Annotated in this window: 22 protein-coding genes; 9 read left to right on the top strand and 13 right to left on the bottom strand. The window is 55.2% G+C overall.

Features of this window, described 5'->3' with window-relative positions:
* Positions 1–170: 170 nt before the first annotated feature.
* The 5 genes from IAE50_RS17995 to IAE50_RS18015 form a co-directional block, all read right to left on the bottom strand.
* On the bottom strand, positions 171–950 hold the full coding sequence (locus IAE50_RS17995; protein ID WP_042712225.1) for a heme ABC transporter ATP-binding protein: 780 nt from the start codon (positions 948–950) through the stop codon (positions 171–173).
* On the bottom strand, positions 943–1,938 hold the full coding sequence (locus IAE50_RS18000; protein ID WP_200580893.1) for an iron ABC transporter permease: 996 nt from the start codon (positions 1,936–1,938) through the stop codon (positions 943–945). Before IAE50_RS18000 ends, IAE50_RS17995 begins: the two co-directional genes overlap by 8 nt.
* Positions 1,938–2,756 (bottom strand): hemin ABC transporter substrate-binding protein, encoded by an 819-nt coding sequence (locus IAE50_RS18005; RefSeq protein ID WP_094419466.1) that lies wholly within the window; start codon positions 2,754–2,756, stop codon positions 1,938–1,940. The genes IAE50_RS18000 and IAE50_RS18005 overlap by 1 nt, the downstream gene beginning before the upstream one ends.
* Positions 2,753–3,805, bottom strand: a complete 1,053-nt coding sequence (locus IAE50_RS18010; protein WP_200135481.1) for a hemin-degrading factor — start codon at positions 3,803–3,805, stop codon at positions 2,753–2,755. Before IAE50_RS18010 ends, IAE50_RS18005 begins: the two co-directional genes overlap by 4 nt.
* Before the next feature lie 65 nt (positions 3,806–3,870).
* Positions 3,871–6,225 carry a TonB-dependent receptor domain-containing protein gene (locus tag IAE50_RS18015; protein WP_200580871.1) on the bottom strand — a complete coding sequence of 785 codons (2,355 nt, stop codon included), beginning with the start codon at positions 6,223–6,225 and terminating at the stop codon, positions 3,871–3,873.
* Between the two features lie 205 nt (positions 6,226–6,430).
* Here IAE50_RS18015 and IAE50_RS18020 point away from each other — a divergent pair, with 205 nt between their 5' ends.
* Positions 6,431–6,718, top strand: a complete 288-nt coding sequence (locus IAE50_RS18020; RefSeq protein ID WP_023479005.1) for a SelT/SelW/SelH family protein — start codon at positions 6,431–6,433, stop codon at positions 6,716–6,718.
* Between the two features lies 1 nt (position 6,719).
* Here IAE50_RS18020 and hutX read toward each other — a convergent pair whose 3' ends face one another.
* On the bottom strand, positions 6,720–7,208 hold the full coding sequence (gene hutX / locus IAE50_RS18025; RefSeq protein WP_200580872.1) for a heme utilization cystosolic carrier protein HutX: 489 nt from the start codon (positions 7,206–7,208) through the stop codon (positions 6,720–6,722).
* 699 nt (positions 7,209–7,907) lie between these two features.
* Positions 7,908–8,081 carry a general stress protein gene (locus IAE50_RS18030; protein ID WP_023478999.1) on the bottom strand — a complete coding sequence of 58 codons (174 nt, stop codon included), beginning with the start codon at positions 8,079–8,081 and terminating at the stop codon, positions 7,908–7,910.
* 346 nt (positions 8,082–8,427) lie between these two features.
* Between IAE50_RS18030 and zinT the strand changes: the two genes are divergently transcribed.
* The 6 genes from zinT to IAE50_RS18060 all read left to right on the top strand — a co-directional run bounded on the left by zinT (position 8,428) and on the right by IAE50_RS18060 (position 14,458).
* On the top strand, positions 8,428–9,066 hold the full coding sequence (gene zinT / locus IAE50_RS18035; RefSeq protein ID WP_200135492.1) for a metal-binding protein ZinT: 639 nt from the start codon (positions 8,428–8,430) through the stop codon (positions 9,064–9,066).
* Positions 9,067–9,249: 183 nt separating this feature from the next.
* On the top strand, positions 9,250–9,804 hold the full coding sequence (gene paoA / locus IAE50_RS18040) for an aldehyde dehydrogenase iron-sulfur subunit PaoA (RefSeq protein WP_200135478.1): 555 nt from the start codon (positions 9,250–9,252) through the stop codon (positions 9,802–9,804).
* Positions 9,801–10,751: a xanthine dehydrogenase family protein subunit M gene (locus IAE50_RS18045; protein ID WP_200135477.1), complete on the top strand. Its 951-nt coding sequence runs from the start codon at positions 9,801–9,803 to the stop codon at positions 10,749–10,751. The genes paoA and IAE50_RS18045 overlap by 4 nt, the downstream gene beginning before the upstream one ends.
* A 3-nt stretch (positions 10,752–10,754) precedes the next feature.
* Entirely contained in the window at positions 10,755–12,944 is a 2,190-nt protein-coding gene (gene paoC / locus IAE50_RS18050; RefSeq protein WP_200580873.1) for an aldehyde oxidoreductase molybdenum-binding subunit PaoC, read from the top strand.
* A gap of 9 nt (positions 12,945–12,953) precedes the next feature.
* The gene (locus IAE50_RS18055) at positions 12,954–13,892 is read left to right on the top strand and encodes an XdhC family protein (RefSeq protein WP_200580874.1); all 939 of its coding nucleotides are present in this window, start codon (positions 12,954–12,956) and stop codon (positions 13,890–13,892) included.
* Positions 13,892–14,458: an NTP transferase domain-containing protein gene (locus IAE50_RS18060; protein WP_200580875.1), complete on the top strand. Its 567-nt coding sequence runs from the start codon at positions 13,892–13,894 to the stop codon at positions 14,456–14,458. Before IAE50_RS18055 ends, IAE50_RS18060 begins: the two co-directional genes overlap by 1 nt.
* Here IAE50_RS18060 and IAE50_RS18065 read toward each other — a convergent pair.
* Both IAE50_RS18065 and IAE50_RS18070 read right to left on the bottom strand, forming a co-directional pair.
* A complete protein-coding gene (locus IAE50_RS18065) occupies positions 14,438–15,046 on the bottom strand; it encodes a histidine phosphatase family protein (RefSeq protein WP_200580876.1) in 609 nt (202 codons plus the stop codon). The two genes, IAE50_RS18060 and IAE50_RS18065, sit on opposite strands and share 21 nt — an antisense overlap.
* A 67-nt stretch (positions 15,047–15,113) precedes the next feature.
* Complete coding sequence (locus IAE50_RS18070) at positions 15,114–15,383, bottom strand: hypothetical protein (RefSeq protein WP_200580877.1); 270 nt, start codon at positions 15,381–15,383, stop codon at positions 15,114–15,116.
* A gap of 232 nt (positions 15,384–15,615) precedes the next feature.
* Here IAE50_RS18070 and IAE50_RS18075 point away from each other — a divergent pair, with 232 nt between their 5' ends.
* The gene (locus IAE50_RS18075) at positions 15,616–15,951 is read left to right on the top strand and encodes a hypothetical protein (protein WP_200580878.1); all 336 of its coding nucleotides are present in this window, start codon (positions 15,616–15,618) and stop codon (positions 15,949–15,951) included.
* Positions 15,952–16,016: 65 nt separating this feature from the next.
* Positions 16,017–16,559 (top strand): RNA 2'-phosphotransferase, encoded by a 543-nt coding sequence (locus IAE50_RS18080; protein WP_200580879.1) that lies wholly within the window; start codon positions 16,017–16,019, stop codon positions 16,557–16,559.
* A 3-nt stretch (positions 16,560–16,562) separates the two neighbouring features.
* Here the strand turns inward: IAE50_RS18080 and IAE50_RS18085 are convergent, their stop codons facing one another.
* From IAE50_RS18085 to IAE50_RS18100, 4 genes are all read right to left on the bottom strand, one after another.
* Positions 16,563–16,958 (bottom strand): SMI1/KNR4 family protein, encoded by a 396-nt coding sequence (locus IAE50_RS18085; protein ID WP_200580880.1) that lies wholly within the window; start codon positions 16,956–16,958, stop codon positions 16,563–16,565.
* A gap of 447 nt (positions 16,959–17,405) precedes the next feature.
* Positions 17,406–17,756 (bottom strand): ribonuclease toxin immunity protein CdiI, encoded by a 351-nt coding sequence (cdiI, locus tag IAE50_RS18090; protein WP_200580881.1) that lies wholly within the window; start codon positions 17,754–17,756, stop codon positions 17,406–17,408.
* 77 nt (positions 17,757–17,833) lie between these two features.
* Positions 17,834–18,295, bottom strand: a complete 462-nt coding sequence (locus IAE50_RS18095) for an immunity 42 family protein (protein WP_200580882.1) — start codon at positions 18,293–18,295, stop codon at positions 17,834–17,836.
* A 629-nt stretch (positions 18,296–18,924) separates the two neighbouring features.
* On the bottom strand, positions 18,925–19,407 hold the full coding sequence (locus IAE50_RS18100; protein WP_200580883.1) for a hypothetical protein: 483 nt from the start codon (positions 19,405–19,407) through the stop codon (positions 18,925–18,927).
* Between the last annotated feature and the right edge of the window lie 10 nt (positions 19,408–19,417).

Raw genomic sequence — 19,417 nt, forward strand, 5'->3', positions numbered from 1 at the left:
GGGATTGATAAGGGGAGCGCGGCCGCTTCCCTTATCCCGTTCACCGCATAAGAGGTAAATGAAACTCCCCAACGCATGGTGAACGGAACCCTTCCATCAGTGCCGCATGAAACTCCCATTGCCGGATGATGCGTACCGCTTATCCGGCCCACACCGTTTCAGCCGCCCTCCTACACACAGAGAAACACCTGCGGCGTCTGCCCGTCCGGATGCGTCGCCACATGCACCTGCGCGCCATACCACCTGGCGATAACCTCCGGTTGCAGCACCTGCTGCGGCGTCCCCTCCACCACCAATTTCCCCTTATGCAACAGCACAATGCGATCGGCCCACAGCGCCGCGAGGTTCAAATCGTGCAGCACCACGCAGACATGCAGCCGGGCACGCTGCGTCAGGGATTTAAGCAAGCGCAGCAACTGCTGCTGATGGTAGAGATCGAGCGCCGAAGTCGGCTCATCCAGAAACAGCCACCCCTCCGGCGCGCCGTTGCGCCAGAGCTGCGCCAGGCTACGCGCCAGCTGTACCCGCTGCTGCTCGCCACCGGACAAGGTCGAGAAGCGGCGTCCAATCAGCGTTTCGCAGCCGGTTAAACGCATCACTTTACGCACGATATCGCACGCATGCCTCTCTCCCCACGGCGCGCGCCCCATCGCCACCACCGACTCCGCGGTCCACTCCACGCCGAGGGCGTGATGTTGCAGCATCACCGCCCGGTAGCGTGACAGCGCCTGCGAAGGCCAGGCGGCAAGGGATTTCCCCGCCAGGGAACAGACGCCGCGCGACGGCGTAAGAAACCCGGTTAGCAGGCGTAGCAGGGTCGATTTACCCGCGCCATTCGGGCCAATCAGCGCCACCATTTCGCCAGGCGGCAGCGTAAGGGAGATATCATCCACCAGCCGCCGCTGGCCGACCGTGAATTGCACCTGGTGGGCAATAAAACCGTTATCCATAGAGCGCACTCCGCTGGCGAAAAATAAGCCATAAAAACCACGGCGCGCCGAGCAGGCTGGTCAGTAAGCCGACCGGCATCTCGGCAGGCGCGACCAGCGTGCGGGCGGCGGTATCTGCCAGCAGTAGCAGGCTCGCCCCCGCCAGCAGCGAGCCGGGGATCTGGTGTTGATGATCGGGGCCTAACACCATGCGTATCAGGTGCGGAACCACCAGCCCGACAAAACCGATGATGCCGCTGATGGCAACAGAAGCCGCCACCAACAGCGCGCTACAGAGCAGCAGCCGACGCTGTAAACGCCGCACATCTACGCCCAGATAGTGCGCCTCCTCCTCGCCCAGTTGCAGGAAGTTGAGCTGTTTCGCCACCCGCCAGATCCCGAGCATGGCGGGCAGGATCAGAGTCGCCGTAACGATCAGCGTCGGCCACTGTGCCTGCCCGAGGCTGCCCATTCCCCACTGCGAAAGCTGGCGCAGCTGCGCATCGTTACTGATCCACGCCAGCACGCCAACGCCCGCACCGCACAGGGCGTTGATGGCGATCCCCACCAGCAGCAGCCGCGACAGCGCGCTCTCACCCGATTTACTGAGTAAAAAGATCACCACCATTACCGCCAGGCTACCGATAAAAGCGGCCACCAGCGGGGCATAGAGGGCAATCAGCACCGGTACCGACAGCGGCAGCACCAGCCAGCAGCTCACCACCAGCGCCGCGCCGCTGCTGATGCCAAGTAACCCCGGATCGGCAAGCGGGTTGCGAAACAGCCCCTGCATAACGCAGCCGGAGAGCGCCAGCGCCGCGCCGATAAGCAGCGCCAGCAGCACGCGCGGCAGGCGAATGGTGAACCAAATCTGGCGCAGCACCTCATCGTCGCCGTACCACAAGCTGGCAAGAGAGACCTCCATCGCCCCCTGCGTGGAGGCGAAGAGGGTAAGTGCCGCCGTCAGCAGCAAGAGTCCCCACAGGAGACGGGAAGCGGCTCGGGTTATCACGGTAGCTGCTCCGCTTTTTTGCGCAGCTCAAGCAGCGCCTGCGGGGTGCGCAGACCAAAGCCCAGCAGCGCGGCCTCATCGACAATTAACAGCTGTTTGTTGCGCCCGGCGGGCGTTTGCGCAAGGCCCGGCAAGTACCAGATGTTCTCCTCGCCGCCCAGATGCTTCACACCGGCGGCTGAGATGAGCACCAGATCCGGCTGGCTGGCGATCACCCCCTCCTGCGACATCGCGCGGTAGTGGGAAAAACCCTGCATCGCATTATTAAGCCCCGCCGCCTGGATGGCGCCATCCGCCGCCGTCTCTCTTCCCGCCACCAGCGTGCCCATGCCGCCGTGGCTTAGGATATAGAGCACCTTTTTATCCAGCGGCGAGGTGGGCAGCGCGGCAATCTCCGTCGCCAGTTTTTTGCGCAGCGCCAGGCTCTCTTCGTTTTTGCCAAGGGCACGGGCGATCACCACCACTTTCTTATCGATCTCGGAGAGCGTATAGCCGCCCGGCACCGGCACCATGTAGACATCGTTGTCCTGCACGCTTTTCAACACCAGCGAGGGCTGCGCCTGGCTGCCCGCCAGCACGATGGTAGGCCGCAGCGACAGAATGCCCTCCGCATTTAGCTGGCGAACATAGCCGACATTCGGCAGCTGCTTTACCTCGGCAGGCCAGGTGCTGGTGCTGTCGCGCCCCACCAGCTGATTCTGTGCGCCCAGGCCATAGACAATCTCCGTGACATCGCCGCCAAGGGCGACAACTTTTGGCTCGGCGGCCACCGCCAGCAGCGGTAGCGCCAGCAAGAGCATCACCACGCGTTTCATACCTCGTTCCTCCACGGCGTCAGCGCTTTGATCTGCCCGCGCCAGCAGGCCTGTTCGCGATCCCCTTCGCTGCGTTGACCATAAAGCTGAGCGATTTGCGTCCCATCCTCGGCAAACAGCTCCAGGCTGGTGACATGCCCCTCCGCGGTCGGCTTGCGCGTCACCCAGCTTTCGTGGATCCCCGCCTCGCGCAGGTGCAGGGTAAAGATCTTATTCATCACCCGCAGCCAGTCGCCTACCGGCGCACACTTCTCCAGCGCACCGGTAAAAATCTGTATGCAGCCACGGTTGCCGACAAAGATCATGATCTCATTCCCCTCTTGCTGCACCTGCTGCAAAAGATCGGGCAGTGCGTCGTTGCTGACCTGGCAGGCAAGATCGTCGCCCACCAGCCGAAACGCCTGCTGACGTGAGACGTTATGCTTACGCAGCAGGTTGAAGAACTGGTGGACATCGGTCATCTCCCGCCAGTCGTGGTCGATAGCCTCTCCATCGGGCGCTTCGTCGTAAAATTTGCTTTCGGCCGCGTAGAGGGAGAGCGGCACCTGGCGCCGACTCCCGAAGCGCTCCACCAGCTCATCCCACTGACCGCCGTCGGTGTAGGGCGTGGCGTAGATTTTCAGCAGTCCATCGCCCTGGTGATCGAAAAACTGAATACTGCGGCGCTCGCCTCTTGGCCCCTGCTCCCGCAGGTAGTAGGCGCAGGCCCACTGGCTCATAAAGAGGCGCAGATCGAGGCCGCGCGGGTTGAGCACCACCCCGGCGCGATCGCTGATATGTTGATTGGTGAAGCGCCCGGTCATCTCATGAACCGCGTATTCATTGCGACAGATGCTTTTGGCTTCGCCGACGCTCTCCAGCGCTTTGAAGATATGGCGTACCGTGCCCTCCAGCCGCACCGCATCGTAGCCAACACGCGCTTCGGCCAGCTCCGCTTCGCTTATCGCCAGCTGGAATGCGATATCTCTGGCGCTTTTTGCCGGTTCAAGCGCTCTGATTAACTGATACTCCTGCCAGATGGCGGCATAATCCTTTGAAGATACAGGCATATTTCTCACGTCCTTTATGTGTCTTAATATCCCCGGCGCGCGCCGGGGGTAAAGAGGCTGCCGGATTAAAAATCAATATTGACGCCCAGCTGCCAGCTGCGCCCTGGCATCACGCTCAGCGCATTGTCGTAGCTATCCTGGAGAGTGCGCGTTTCCTGCGTCCGGCTGCTGAGGTAATCCCAGTATTTGCGGTTGGTGAGGTTGTAGATGCCGCCGTTAACCTTCACCTGTTTCGCCACCTGCCACCAGGCGCTCAGGTCGACAACACCATAACCGGGCACGCGCATATAGCTGCTGCTGGCGGTGGCGATCGGCTCGCCGCTGTTTTGATAGGTTTCACGGCTGGTTGCGGTGGCGCGCTTACCTTTGACAAAGGTGGCGGTCAGCGCGGTGCCGTAGCGTTTTGCCGGATCGTCCCAGCCGAGGCCGACAATCGCTTTCATCGGCGCGACGCTGTCGAGATCGCGGTAGGCATCGCCCATGTAGCGCGATTTGGCTTGCCCCTCGGCGTAGCCATAAGCGAGGGTTGCATGCAGCCCTTCAGCCTGCTCAAACCAGCTGCCGACATCGAGTGTGGCGCTGATTTCCCCCCCGTAGATAAAAGCTTTATCGCGGTTTTCCGCCTGATAGCTGGTGTAGATATTCGACGGCACGTTGGCAAAGTTGCCGGGGTTGTCGGCGCGGCGATAGCGGGTGTAGGCGATAAAGTTTTTGTAGCTGTTGTAGAACACTGCACTGCGCAGCGTAACGCCCTGCGCCACCTCGCCTTTCAGCCCCCATTCGAGATTATCGCTGGTTTCGGTTTTTAGCGCCGCGTTGCCGATCAGCGCATACTGCGCGCGCCCGGCATAGTTAGAGCCGAGATTCCAGGAGCCGTAGCGCTGGCTGGCGCTGGGGAACTGCGCCCCGCGGCGGTATTGCAGATAGCTCATCAGACGCGGCGTGATGTCGTACTGGAAAGTGAGCGATGGCAGCCACTCGGTATCGCTGTTTTTGTGGTACAGCGCGTTAACATCTGCGGTGTTGAGTACATTGCTGGTGGTAGTCAGGCTGCCGAGATTTTCCGGCTTCATTGACTGGTGCACCACGCGTAGGCCGGGAATGAGGGCAAAATCGTGCTCTCCGGCGGAGAAATTGATCTGATCCTGCACAAATGCACCGATGATCTCGTTTTTACTGTCCGCTTCAGGCTGCATGATCGCGCTGCGCGCGTTCGGCATTGGCTGCTGGTGGAACGGGCGCTGCGTTTTGCTGGCGCTGGCATTAAAGCCAGCACGCAGATCGTGGCGGCCGAAGCTCTTCGCCAGCGCATGCTGAACACCTATCGTATCGGTGTCGTAACTGGAGTAGACGGTGCCCTGAATGCCGGTGGCACTGTCCGGCATCCACGTGGCATCGTGCGCCTGGGTGCGCTGTAAATAGATCTTTGTCGAAGCGCTATCGACCCACGCATCGACCGGTGTCCAGTCATCTTTCAGGCTGATGGCCCAGCGCCGGCTATAGCTGCCCTGCTGAGCGTTGCCAATGATGGCGCTGCCGTCACGGTTCCAGGCGTCAAAGTGGGTATGCGTCGTTTTGTTGTAGTACTCCGCCGTATAGGTCCGTTTGTGCGCCTCGGAGGCTTGCAGGATCCCGGAGAGCAGCAGCGCATCGGAGTGCCAGTTAGCGGGGTAAGCGCCGACTCTGTCGCTGTTATTGCGCGTTTGCTGGCCGTCGCGGCGGCTGTAAACTACAATACCGCGCACTCTCTCATCCCCTGCCGCGGCCGTTACGCCGTTGTGCCAGCTGCGATCGCTGGAGTCATAATCGCTCTGGTAGCCCGCGTAGTACTGCTTCGCCCCTTGCAGGTAGTCATTGGCGGATTTTGGCCGGAACGAGACATTGCCGCCAATGGTGGTGTTGGCTTGTTCCACAGAGGTGGCGCCTGGCTGGATCGCCACGTTGCCGTAAAGGTAGGGGTCAATATAGTCGCGGCCAATGCCGAAGGTGTTAAGCCCGGCGCGTCCGGCGTAGCTGCGCCCGGTGGCCTCCGGCTGGGGAATGCCATCAACATCAATGCCCACGCGGTTACTCTCAAGGCCACGAATGTTATAGCCGGTGTAACCGCCGCGGTCGAAGCCGCTCTTACCGTTGCCGGAACCGCCCCTTGCCCCGGTGGCACCAATCAGCGGTTCATACCGCATGATGGAGCCAAAATCATTCGCCCCGTTGCGTTGCAGAGTGTCAGCATTGATGGCGCGATCGCTCCCGGCATTAAGCCGTGGGGCGGGCGCGGTAATGACCATCTCTTCGGCGCGTTCTTGTTCATCGCGTGGTGCGGTTTCTGCCGCAAAGCTTGCGCTGGGTGTAAGCGTTGTCAGTAATGAGGTGACCAGCACGCGGTTTCTGAAGCGTAGCCGGCAAAAAGGTGTAGTCGTCATAAGTGTGTGTGCCTTTGAATTATTATCATCGGGCTCACATCAACTCCCAGAAATCAGCGGAACCGTACACCAGCCGCACGGGCCAGGCATCAGCTCTCTGTTATGGGCAGGATAATAATGATAACCATTATCACTTGCAACGATTTCATAATCCCACCATTTTGCTTACACTTTGTGGACCCATTTCCCTTCTGGTAACAAGATGATGTCCACTAAACCTGCCATCACTCTGCACTACTGCGTACAGTGCAACTGGATGCTGCGCGCCAGCTGGATGGCGCAGGAGCTGCTCCATACGTTCAATACCGACTTAGGATCCGTGACGCTGATCCCCGGCACCGGTGGCATATTTGTCATCGAAGCCGATGGCAGCGTTATCTGGGATCGCAAGCAAGAGGGCGGCTTTCCCGATGCCGCAGAGTTAAAACGCCGCGTGCGCGACTGCTGCTTCCCGGAAAAACCGCTGGGTCATGTGGAAAAGCGCAGCGAGTAACCTACTGCGCGAAGGCCTGCTTCAGCGCGCGGAACGCTGCCAGCTGCTGTGGAATAAGCTGGTGGCGTTCGTCACGGGCAACGAAAATTTTTAGCATCGCGCTGCCTGCGGCGTTGAAAAAGAGGATGGTGGCGGCGTCCATCGCCATAAATTTGCGTTCAATAAACGCGATATGGTAGCAGTGGTCGGCTTTGATATGGCCCGATACCTGCTCTTTGCCCTGAAGGTTGAAGTACCCGTGGCTGTAAAATCCCGGCGGTAGCGCGATGCTGCACTCCAGGATCACATCTTCGGTGTGGATCAGCAGCAACACCGTGCCCCAGGTGGTCACCTCTTGCCACACCTCGTCAAAGTGGGTGCCAGCAATCATCTTGCTGCCAGGCAGTTGGCGTACCACTTCAAGCAGCGTGGTTTGATAATGCCGGGCGACATGTTCAAGTATGCAATCCGGCTCGGTGTGCAGAAACTCCTGTAAGCTCTTCTCTGTCATCTCTCTCTCCTTTGACTTTTCCCTTCGCCACCTCTCCACTGCAGCGATGAATGAGAATTACTATCATTTGCTTCGGGAAAAAACTGCGAGCTACCGCGCAATAAAAAAGGCCGCCGAAGCGACCTTATAACTATTTTTTAACCGGTTGCGGTTTTTTGTCGCCGGATTCCGGCGCTTCGCGTGGATCGTCTTTTTCAATATTGAACACAAAACCTCCTTTTGCGAATGGATGTTTAGTAAATATAGCTAAGCCTTGCACTCTAAACCAGGCGGCAGAGGGTTAAAAAAGCGCCATTAGCGGAGAAGAATTAAGCTGAATCGGTTCAAAAAAGCGTCCACATAGCTAAAAACGGCGTATTTTCAAATATTTATTCATGAAATAATTTATTCGTTAGCAGCGTAAAATTTCATTACAAATGCGCGTTTTAGCAGCCTATGCTGTTGCCCAAATTGTGCATAGATCGCCAACTCATTGTTAGTAACGAAGATGCATTTGCATACCCTCAGGCGCAGATCGGATTTCCTGTACCTGAGGGATTTTTTTTGCCTGCAGTCGCTCAGAAAATAATGAACTAAGGGAATTAATTTCATTTATTCTGGGATTTTAAAAAGCATACAAATAATTAAGCGAGCCGTTTCCGACTCGCTGGCGTTTAAAAATTAAATTTTAAACTTCAGGTTAAAACAGCAACGGCACCACTATTTTTTATTGCTGCTGTTGCTATTCTGTCCGCCTTTCTTACCGGCTTCGGACGCGCGCTCTGGGTCGTTTTTAAAGTTCCCACCGCTCTGCTGTCCGCCTTTACGCCCTGCTTCTGAGGCTTTTTCACGATCTTCAGCGAAATTACCGGAACCGCCTCTATGCTCGGCCATGTTATTTCTCCATCTGTCGTTTCAAATATAATCAATATGACATCAGCGTCATATCAATCGCCTTTCATGATTAAGTCTGGCCATAAACATAATTTATGTCAAAGCGCAGCCGTTAATTAATACCGCGTTTATGAAATGCGTATTTTTTATTTCTTCTATCCCACTGGTTAGCCGAGAAAAAATAGCGCAGCGGGAGGCTAAATTTATTTTACGGCTGCGTTTAGTGTACTAATCACACCGGTTGCCGTCAGCCTGTCGTGGCAGGCTCTGCCAGGGCTGGCATTTAGTTTTGTTATAATATAACATTTCAATTTATGACAAACGTAACCAGGGAGTGATACCGATGATGAAGAAAACGGCTTTTGCTTTGGCGATGGGCGCGCTGCTGATGAGCACGCAGGGCTTTGCCCATGGGCATCACCACGGCAAACCGCTGACGGAAGTGGAGCGTAAAGCGAGCGAAGGGATTATTGATGATAAAGATGTGAAAGATCGCCCGCTCTCGGACTGGGATGGCGTGTGGCAATCCATTAACCCTTACCTGCTGAACGGCGATCTCGATCCGGTGCTGAAGAAAAAGGCGCAGCACGGCGATAAAACGGTGGAGGCGTACCGCGACTATTACAAAAAGGGTTACGCCACGGATATCGATATGATCGGCATTGAAAACAACGTGATGGAGTTTCACTCTGGCAAAACCGTCAACAGCTGCCGCTATGATTATGCCGGTTACAAGATCCTGACCTACGCTTCCGGCAAAAAGGGCGTGCGCTATCTGTTTGAGTGTAAAGACGCCAGCTCCAAAGCGCCGAAGTATGTGCAGTTCAGCGATCACACCATCGCCCCGCGCCAGTCCCAGCATTTCCACATTTTCATGGGCAGTGAATCCCAGGAAGCCTTGCTGAAAGAGATGGATAACTGGCCAACTTACTACCCCTACAACATGACTAAAGCGCAGATCGTCGACGAGATGCTGCATCACTGATTTCTCTGCGGGCGGCCATCGCTGCCGCCCGCCTCTCCCCTTATCTTCCCCGTTTTTCCCGCGCCAGTGATTTAGGAGTAATCCTCTCCAGAGTGCCGTCTATGCTTAAGGCTTAAAAAAACGATAACGCCGTTACAAGCACACCCCTTTTAATTCACCCGCATTGATGACTGGAGGCCTGGTATGAGCAACCAAGGCAACAACCCGGACGCGCACCGCGCCCCGGAAATGATCCCGCTGTCCTTAACTGTTAACGGCGAGCGCCGACAGCTTGAGGTTGATACCCGTACCACGCTGCTGGATGCGCTGCGTGAAAGTTTACATCTCACCGGCACCAAGAAAGGGTGCGACCACGGCCAGTGCGGCGCCTGCACAGTGATCGTTAACGGGCGGCGCATCAACTCCTGCCTTACCCTGGCGGTAATGCAGCAGGATGCCGACGTCACCACCATTGAGGGCCTCGGCTCGCCGGAGGATCTCCATCCGATGCAGGCGGCCTTTGTCAAACATGATGGCTACCAGTGCGGTTACTGCACCCCGGGGCAGATCTGCTCCTCCGTCGCCATGCTGAAAGAGATTGAGCAGGGCATTCCCAGCCACGTCACCCTCGATCTCGTCTCTGCGCCGGAGATGACGGCAGATGAGATCCGTGAACGCATGAGCGGCAATATCTGCCGCTGCGGCGCCTACGCCAACATGCTGGCGGCGATTAAAGAGACCGCCGGGGAGAAATCATGAAGACCTTTACCTATGAGCGGGTCACTACCCCTGCCGAAGCGGCTGCCAGCGCACAGCGCACAGAGGGGGCGAAATTTATCGCGGGCGGCACTAACCTGCTTGATTTGATGAAGCTGGAGATTGAGACGCCGACCCATCTGATTGATGTCAATGGCCTGGCGCTGGATAGCATTGAAGTAACCGATGAAGGCGGCCTGCGCATTGGCGCGCTGGTGCGCAACACCGATCTCGCCGCCGATGGGCGCGTGCGCCGCGATTATGCCGTCCTCTCCCGCGCCCTGCTTGCCGGTGCTTCTGGTCAGTTGCGTAACCAGGCAACGACCGCTGGCAACCTGCTACAACGCACGCGCTGCCCCTATTTTTACGACACCAATCAACCCTGCAACAAACGTCAGCCGGGCAGCGGCTGCGCGGCGCTGGGCGGCTACAGCCGTCAGCTTGCGGTAGTCGGTGCCAGCGAATCCTGCATTGCCACTCATCCCAGCGATATGGCGGTTGCCATGCAGCTGCTTGATGCAACTGTTGAGACCGTCAACCCGGGCGGGAGTGAACGCCAGATCCCGCTGGCAGCGTTTTATCGCGCGCCCGGCGACACGCCACATCTGGAGACGGTATTGCAGCCCGGCGAACTGATTGTCGCCGTCACCCTGCCGCCGCCTGCGGGCGGCACGCATATCTATCGTAAAGTGCGCGACCGCGCCTCCTACGCGTTTGCGCTGGTCTCCGTGGCGGCGATTGTCCACCCGGACGGCAGCGGGCGCGTGGCTATCGGCGGCGTTGCCCACAAACCGTGGCGGCTTGCCGAAGCGGATGCGGCGCTGCCGCAGGGGGCACAGGCGGTGTATGACAAGCTCTTCGCCACCGCGCAGCCCACGGCTGAGAATGCATTTAAATTGACGCTGGCGAAGCGCACGCTCGCCTCGGTGTTGTCGGAAGCGAGGGCGTAAACGATGAAATTTGAGAAACCGGCAGGCGAAAACCCCATCGATCAACTGAAAGTGGTCGGTCAGCCCCATGACCGCATCGACGGCCCGCTAAAAGTGAGCGGCCGCGCCCACTACGCCTACGAATGGCATGATGTACTGCCCAATGTAGCCTATGGCTATATCGTCAGCGCGGGGATTGCGAAAGGCAAAATCAGCGAGATTAACTGCGATGCGGCTGGCAACGCGCCGGGCGTGCTGTCGATTATCACCGCCGATAACGCCGGTCCGCTGGGCAAAGGCGAGCGCAACGCCGCCACGCTGCTCGGCGGCCCGCAGATTGAGCACTATCACCAGGCCGTTGCGCTGGTGGTGGCTGAAACCTTTGAGCAGGCGCGCACCGCCGCCGGGCTGGTGGACATCACTTACCAGCGCGAAAGCGGTGCCTACGATCTGGCAGCGGAGCAACCGGCGGTCAACAGCGCGCCGGAGAGCGCACCGGACAACAATAGCGGCGATTTTGACGCTGCCTGGGCAAGCGCCGAGGTGAAACTCGACGCCACCTACACCACGCCGGATCAGAGCCATATGGCGATGGAGCCCCACGCCTCGATGGCCGTCTGGGAAGGGGATAAGGTGACGGTCTGGACTTCCAACCAGATGGTCGCCTGGTGCCGCACCGATCTGGCCACCACCCTCAAGTTGCCGGAAGAGAACGTGCGCATCATCTCGCCCTACATCGGCGGCGGTTTTGGCGGCAAGCTCTTCCTGCGCAGCGATGCGCTACTGGCTGCCCTCGCCGCTCGCGCCTTGCAGCGCCCGGTGAAAGTGATGCTGCCGCGCCCGATGATCCCCAATAACACCACCCATCGCCCGGCGACCATTCAGCACATCCGCATCGGCACCGATCGGCAGGGAAAAATCACCGCCATCGCCCACGACAGCTGGTCCGGCAACCTGCCGGGCGGGACGCCGGAGACAGCGGTAAATCAGACCGAGTTGCTCTACGCGGGGGCTAATCGCCATACCGGTTTACGGCTGGCGACCCTCGATTTACCGGAGGGCAACGCCATGCGCGCGCCGGGTGAAGCGCCCGGCCTGATGGCGCTGGAGATTGCCATTGATGAGATGGCAGAGCGAGCCGGGATCGATCCGGTTGAGTTCCGCATTCTCAACGACACGCAGGTTGATCCGAAAGATCCACAGCGCCCCTTCTCACGCCGCCAGCTGGTGGAGTGCCTGCGTAGCGGCGCGGATCGCTTTGGCTGGTCGCAGCGCAACGCCACGCCCGGCCAGACGCGGGATGGAGAGTGGCTGGTGGGCTACGGCGTCGCGGCGGGCTTTCGTAACAACCTGCTCGCCCCGTCTGGCGCGCGCGTGCACCTCGACGACGCAGGCCGGGTGACGGTGGAGACGGATATGACCGATATCGGCACCGGCAGTTACACCATCATTGCCCAGACCGCCGCCGAGATGCTCGGCGTGCCGCTCTCACACGTTGAGGTGCGCCTTGGCGACTCCAGCTTCCCGGTCTCTGCCGGTTCCGGCGGGCAATGGGGAGCCAACACCTCTACCGCTGGCGTCTATGCCGCCTGCGTCAAGCTGCGTGAAGCTATCGCCAAAAAACTGGGCTTTGATGCCGCTTCAGCGGTGTTTGCTGATGAGACGATAAGCGTGGGCGATCGCAGCGCACCGCTAAAAGCTGCGGGTGCACTCAGCGCGGAAGATACCATTGAGTTTGGCGATCTGGATGAGCAGTATCAGCAATCGACCTTTGCTGGCCACTTTGTTGAGGTCGCCGTCGATGCGGCAACCGGTGAAGTACGCGTGCGCCGTATGCTGGCGGTGTGTGCCGCCGGGCGCATCCTCAACCCGAAAACCGCGCGCAGCCAGGTGATTGGCGCGATGACGATGGGGCTGGGCGGCGCATTGATGGAGGAGCTGGCGGTCGATACGCGCCAGGGCTACTTCGTCAATCATGATATGGCGACCTACGAGGTGCCGGTACATGCCGACGTGCCTGAGCAGGAGGTGATCTTCCTCGACGACACCGATCCCATCTCCTCGCCGATGAAGGCCAAAGGCGTGGGTGAACTGGGGCTGTGCGGCGTCAGCGCGGCGATTGCTAATGCGATCTACAACGCGACCGGCGTGCGGGTGCGGGATTACCCGGTCACGCTCGATAAGCTGCTCGACGCCTTGCCGGATATGACCTGAGGAGACGTTATGCAGCAGACCATTCTGGCACCCGACACGGCGGATGAAGCGCTGCTGACGCCGCAGCAGGCGCTGCTCACCGATGACAGCGAAGCGATTCTGCGCTTCGCCGTTGACGCGCTAGGCGCAGGCATGGGGGCAGCGCTGGTAACGCTGACCGGCATTCGCGGCGGCGCAGCACGCGCAGTGGGCGCGCAGATGGTGGTACGCGAAGATGGCGGCTATTGCGGCTTTGTCTCTGGCGGCTGCGTGGAGTCTGCCGCTGCCTTTGAAGCGATGGCGGCACTCGCCTGCGTTGAAGATCGCGTGGTGCGCTACGGCGAGGGATCGCCGTGGTTCGACATCGTGCTTCCCTGCGGTGGCGGTATTACGCTGCATATTCATCGCCTGCGTAGCGCGCAACCGCTGCTGGCGGTGCTGAACCTGCTTGCGCAGCGCCAGCCCGCCGCGCTGCGCTACCATCCGGCTCGTGAACAGCTTGAGTGCGTTACCGATGTGATCGAAAGCGGCTGGCATGAGGAGATCTTTACCGTCGCCTACCGCCCGCGCGTGCGGGTGATGGTGTTTGGTCGCTCGATTGAGGCGCAGGCCACTGCCAGCCTCGCCCGCGCCTCTGGCTACGATGTGCAGCTTGTCGAAACGCTAAACGATGGCGCGCAGATCGACGCGCAGACGGCGGTGATCCTGCTGTCGCACGATCTGCACCGGGAACTGCCGGTGTTGCAGGTAGCGCTCCGCGCGCAACCTTTCTACATCGGCGCGCTCGGCAGCTATCGCACCCATCAAAAACGCATGCAGAAGCTCGGTGAGATTGGCTTTGCGCCCTCTGATATTGCGCGCATCAAAGCGCCGATTGGTATTTTCCCGAAAGCGCGCGATGCGCGTTCGCTGGCGCTCTCAGTGCTGGCGGATGTCGCCGCCGCGCAGCTTGCAACGGACGAAAGCTGATGGTTGATCCAGTGGTAATTATTCTTGCCGCAGGCCGCGGCGAGCGGTTTCTTGCCTCCGGCGCGCAACGCCATAAGCTTGATACGCCGCTCGGTGAGCGCACGCTGCTGGAACATGTGATTCATGCGGTGGAGCGCGCCGGACTCAGCTGGCGCCTGGTTCGCCCTGCGGGCGGCACGGGCGGAATGGGTGACTCTATCGCGCTGGGCGTTAACGCTACTTCGAACGCCTCCGGCTGGCTGATTCTGCCCGCCGACCTGCCGCTGATTGCCCCGGAATCGTTACTGCGCGTCGCCGAAGGGTTAGGTGAAAAACCGCTGGTGGTGCCATGGCATCAGCAGTGCCAGGGTCATCCGGTGGCCTTTTCCCGCTGCTACTTCCCTGCCCTGCGGGCATTAACTGGCGATAGCGGCGCGAAAAGCATTGTTCAGCAGGCAAGAGCGCGCGGCGAGGTGCTGGAGCTGCCGCTGACGGATGCGGGGATTATTCAGGATATTGATACGCTGGAGGATTTGCGGCGGGCGGAGCGTATCTACGATAACCCTTTACGCGTCCAGCGTGCGTAAGTGAGTCGCCACGCCCCAGCGCAGCACCTCGCATTTTTCTTCTGCCATTTCTAACACCGCGTAGCTGGCATTGGGCTGCGCATAGCGGGCGAAGTTCTCAAGGTTTCCCTCTTTCAGCAGCGCCAGCAGCCCCTGAGTGACGTGCCCATGGCAGACAACGCAGAGGGTTTTATGCGCCGCGCGAGTGTGCTGAAGCTGTAAAAACGCCAGCATGCGCTGCACCGCCTGCGCCAGTGATTCACCGCCTGGCGGGCAGAATGCGGCATCGTGCGCGAATAACGCATCTGCTTCAGCCTGCAACTTTTGCGTGGAGAGCCCTTCGTAGCGCCCGAATGACTGCTCCATCAGCGCGGCATCAATCACCAGCGGCGCCTGAAAAAGCGCGGCGAGTTGTTCGCCCATGCTGCGCGCCCGCGCGAGCGGCGAGCTAAAGACGCACTCGGCGGCGTAACCTTCATCTTTTAACGCAGCGAGTAATGCCACCGTTTCCCGCTCGCCGCGTTCGGTGACTGGGCTGTCCTGCTGACCCTGAACCATGCCCGCGCGGTTCCACTGCGTTTGTGCGTGCCGTACGAGAATAACCTTCATCTGCCCTGCTCCAGTTTGCTACTGCGCCCGGTATATTCACGGGGGATTTTAAAGAGTGGCTGGTAAGCTAGAGTACGCGCTGATGCTGGTTCGCCCGGTGGCCCACCGCGATGCATTTCGCCTCAACCATGCTGATGTAGTAATAGCGGGGGTTTGGCAGATGGGTCATCAACCATGGAAGCTCCGTGGAGTATTCGACATCAGTGGTGGCGATCATCCACACCGGCTCGCCGTATAAGGTGATGACCGTAGCGTGATGGGCGTACTCATCCCACCCGCGTTGGCTCTGCGCGGCATAGGTTCTGGCGATCTCGATGGCTTCAGCTTGAGTAATCAATACAACGTCCTGAGCGGAAGAAGTTTTAAGTAAGCTACACGGCTTTGTTGCGAGTGGCTATGACGGTTTTTAGCTGAGGGAGTGGGGATAAATTATCTCGTGCGTGGCAATCCATCAACTGCGGCGAGAGGGAGATCATTTCGCATGTGGTGCTTTTGTTTGGGCTTCGTTTTTACATTCTCTTTTCGCCTCAGCTACACTACTCCCTCAATTTTTATTACTGAATTCAATAATGTTAAAAAAATTACGCTTTATCATTCCTCTGCTCGCGCTGGTTGGCGCTGTCGCCTACTGGCTTACGCCGCACTACTCCGAGGAGGAGGAGAGCTATTACCGCGCGGTGTTCTGCACCATCGATCATGACGATCCACAGAATTTTGCCCGTGATATGGAAAACATTATCGAGGGCGGCAACTCAGATTACGCGTTACGTAAAAATCACTACATCTCCGCGCTGGGCGAACGGATGATCGATACCTGGACGTCGCTCAGCGCGCAGCAGCAGGCAGAGCTCAAAGAAAACCAGCAGAAGTGCCGCGACATAATGAGTGAGAAACAGCGGTCTTAATAAAATTATGAGCTTTGCAGCAGTGGCCTTCTGGTTTAACGGCAGGGATTATTTGAGAGTAAGTTATGAGCAAAAAGAGTACCGACACCAGTAAATTCTTAAGTTATGTCTTGCGCCATGAACCAGAAGCAATTGGCCTATCTCTGGATAAAGAGGGCTGGGCCGTTATAGACGACCTTATTCTGCGTGCTGGTAATAAAGGCCATGCACTCGATAGAGATCTTATTTTCGACATTGTTGAAAACAGTGAAAAGAAACGCTTTACGATTTCAGAGGATGGCTTACGCATTCGAGCGGCTCAGGGGCACTCCACTCAACAGGTCAATATCACTTACGCAGAGAAAACGCCTCCAGATGTTTTGTATCATGGCACTGCAACTCGCTTTACCCCTCAAATCAGAGAGCAAGGCCTACTCCCTTTGTCACGTCAGTATGTTCACCTTTCCTCTGATGAAGATACGGCAATTCAGGTCGGGCGACGTTATGGAAAGCCTGTATTACTAAAAATTAAAGCCACGGATATGTATGAGAAGGGCTATAAATTTTATCAGGCGGATAATGGGGTTTGGTTAACGGAGCATGTGCCGTATGAGTATATTCAGGAGTGACGGCTACTCATCATCATCCTGATCATCTTGATGACGGGTTGCGTCAAGGCGAGCTGATTTTAACCATTCATCAAAGTTAGCCACATAACCCCTGTCTTCCCATCCTGCGGAGGCAAAGGCATGGACATAATAGACTTTGGGCTCTCCTGAAATATCCGAACCATCAAAGCAGGCGATATCATCAGAATAAAGCCAGTTAGCGAAAGGAATTAACTTCCTTTCAGGATAGAGTTCTTTGACTTTTTGACACCAAAAATCAACAGAGCTTTGTGTGTGGCAAAGCAGCCACCACGGATCGATATCCTCAAGATTTTCTTTTGACACGTAATTGATAAAACTTTCAGGAAAAGCGAATCCTGAGTATAAATAATTATGGTACGTAATAGCTCTACTAGTCATTTTTCACTATTATCTCCGAATGGAATGAAGCGTTGGGACTTTTTATCAACCCATCTCCAAGATTATTAAAAACTCCAACGATGGCTTCATCTCATATTATCAATTAAGAGCCACAAAAACCAAAAGCTCTTATTCTTCTAACAAATAGCTCAAACCATTAATACTTAAAGTTAGCTTTTTAATAAAAAATTAATTTTTCCAGTTACTCCTGTATATCGGAATCTTCACGATCAATACTTTCATTCCTATATAATGAAACTGAATACACTTGTTCCAGAACAAACCAATGTTCATGGAATTCGTTTTTCCATTCAACGTCAACAGATTGCAAGCAATATAATAACCCTTCTTATGAGTTTCACTTCATTGAGGAAGGATCTCTATCCATATTACAAATCGATAAGGATCACTAAAAATCATATTTATCTCCTTTCCAGGTAGGCATCATTAGTATATTTGCATCAACAGGTCATTAACCGTTATTTGATCATCCGGGTGTATATTTATATATCTTTCACATGCAAGTCTGACGTAATTAAAGCCTACAGATTCAGGTACGATAATCTCTCCGTCATAGACACTGAACATAATTCCTTCAAAATGACACATAGGATCTGGATCATCTAAATCTGGGAAAGTACAAGCAGTTTCATTAACACAGCATCCATACCTTTTCAGGATAAATGGCAATGCCCATAAAAACTTGTGTTGAGAATATATAGAATTAAAAAATTCTTTTATAACCCACTCAGGATTATTCTCATAATCTATGCCTTCGAAAAGTTTTTTATTATTCATTCAGTCACCGGAAAAATTCGTAACGCGCGTTTATAAGACAAAAAAACTCCGTCAACTTAGGATGGAATTAATGAAAACTACAAGGGGTTCCTTTGCAATAAATTAACAACATTACTCACTGTATTTTCTGGCAAAATTTTTTCACTTACATTCATGCCTCCATCTAAACTCCAAATTAATAAATCACCTTCACTTTTTTTCATAAAGTAAAGATAAAATTCATTATCTTCCATGGCAGTGCACGTCATATCAAATAACCCATCAATAAGCTTTGTGCCATCACCTGTAAAATAGCTCGCTGCATTTTGATACAAACCATGCGCATCTATACTCGAATCATTAACACAAAGCTTATCCAATGGAGCACTCGAATAAAATCCAAGCGTGGTTTTTAACTCAACCGGATTAATATTACCGAACAGTCTTTGACCATCAATATATAATGAAAAAAGGCCATTCTTCCAAGAATCCCCCGGAGCATTCCATGCTTCAACCACATCAAATTGAAGTGCGAAAATGAACGGATCGCCATAAATCATTTTATTTTCACCCTAAGCTGTTTTGGTACATCATCAGGTCTCTGCTTCCCAAAATATATTTATTTGCTAAATCGACAAATAGACACAACCAATCTCCCTCATTGAATTTACTTAACATCTCAGTAGATTCCACGATGGCGTAATCATACCAATAATCCCCGGGCTCATTATCACTACTAAAATCTGTAATGCATAAATCAAAGTTTCTATACATGTATGTACCTCAACCGTTTCAGGCGCTCCCCCCATCTGAAATCGCTCATTAAACATTGCTAACGTACAGCGGCAAATATGGAGGTGTTGGCTGCCGCTCGTCCCCTGCTACGCTTTTTCAAAATCACTGTTATAGAAGGTCTGGTGCATAATCATTACTGATGGCAGCATTGATCTGAACCCGGTAACTGTTACGGAGTTAATCATGGCTCACCACGGCGTGCGCCAGCACGCGTGCTTGCCAATCTTTTTCAGGGATTAACTTGGCGATCTCATTCGCCAGGTAAGGTGCGGCGCCACCGGAAATCGCTGATTGGTGGAAGTTGCACAACATTATTGACAGTATGAAAATTAATAAAAGATCCTAGTTTAAAAATTTAGGATCCTCTTTGTTAATTAATAAGACCCATTAGTTTTTATTCAACTGGTTTTAATGAAACAGCCATTTCTAGCACTATATTTAGGTAGGCTGCTTCTCCACTAGTCATTCTTCTTTTCAATTCATCACGAGCATAAATAATTTCAACTTTAGACCCTATTCGAAAAAGTTTTTTATCTTCTTCTTTGATATAACTATAAATACTTTCTTCACATGTCGAGCCATCATCCAATGATAAACTGAAACTATTATCTAGTAATGATGGGTCTTGTCCTGCAACGTAGGTTCTGGTTATAACACCTGAAACGGACAGTAAAAGCATTTTTTTTTGCGCAATACTATCCCACCACTCATCGGAACCAAAAAGACCGTTAGTACCTTTTAGACCCATATTTGGTCTTGAACTATCCAAAGTAAGGGCTTGAGTTAAAGCAATTTGTTCTGGTTTTTCCTTTAGCTCATCAGAAAGAGAGTATACTAGTTTCATGGGTATTTTTGTATTATCCAACTTCAATAGCATAACTTTTCCT

The sequence above is a fragment of the Kosakonia sp. S42 genome (genome assembly GCF_016624785.1).
In the GTDB taxonomy this organism is placed as follows: Bacteria; Pseudomonadota; Gammaproteobacteria; order Enterobacterales; family Enterobacteriaceae; genus Kosakonia; species Kosakonia cowanii.